Origin of the sequence: Faecalicatena contorta, assembly GCF_021531895.1 — a bacterium.
Taxonomy (GTDB): Bacteria; Bacillota; Clostridia; order Lachnospirales; family Lachnospiraceae; genus JAFBIX01.
This window is the reverse complement of record NZ_JAFBIX010000087.1, coordinates 1-413: the sequence shown is the minus strand read 5'-3', so window position 1 is coordinate 413 and position 413 is coordinate 1. Positions and strand designations below refer to the sequence as shown.

Sequence of the window (413 nt, the reverse complement as noted above, 5' to 3'; positions counted from 1 at the left end):
GGGATCTTTCTGGTGGCGATGCGCTTAGGGGACACACCCGTACCCATCCCGAACACGATGGTTAAGCCTTAAGCGGCCGATGGTACTTCACTGGAGACGGTGCGGGAGAGTAGGTGGCCGCCAGATTATGAAAAAAAGAGCAAATGCAGATTCGCTGCAGATGTTCGGGAGAATTCATATAGATACTGGCAAGGATGAGCAACAACTTATCACCGCCAACCCAATCAGCAGGGCAGTGCTGTTACTATAACTGGTTTTACCAGTGATTAGAGAGTTGAACGGAAGGTTCAGGTTTCTAATGACTGATAAAAATTCAGTCAATATGTACCTTGAAAATTGCATATAAGAAATAGAAATGATAAGATAAATATCTTAATCAAGACATCCGAGGTAATTGTTATAAACAGAGTAAT

The 413-nt window shown here is 42.9% G+C and carries 1 protein-coding gene and 1 rRNA gene; both read left to right on the top strand.

The window, feature by feature from the left end; genetic code table 11:
* Window positions 1-8 precede the first annotated feature (8 nt).
* Window positions 9-126, top strand: a 5S ribosomal RNA gene (gene rrf / locus JQM81_RS13555).
* A gap of 1 nt (window position 127) precedes the next feature.
* A complete protein-coding gene (locus tag JQM81_RS13640; protein ID WP_268826671.1) occupies window positions 128-250 on the top strand; it encodes a hypothetical protein in 123 nt (40 codons plus the stop codon).
* The last annotated feature ends 163 nt before the right edge of the window (window positions 251-413 follow it).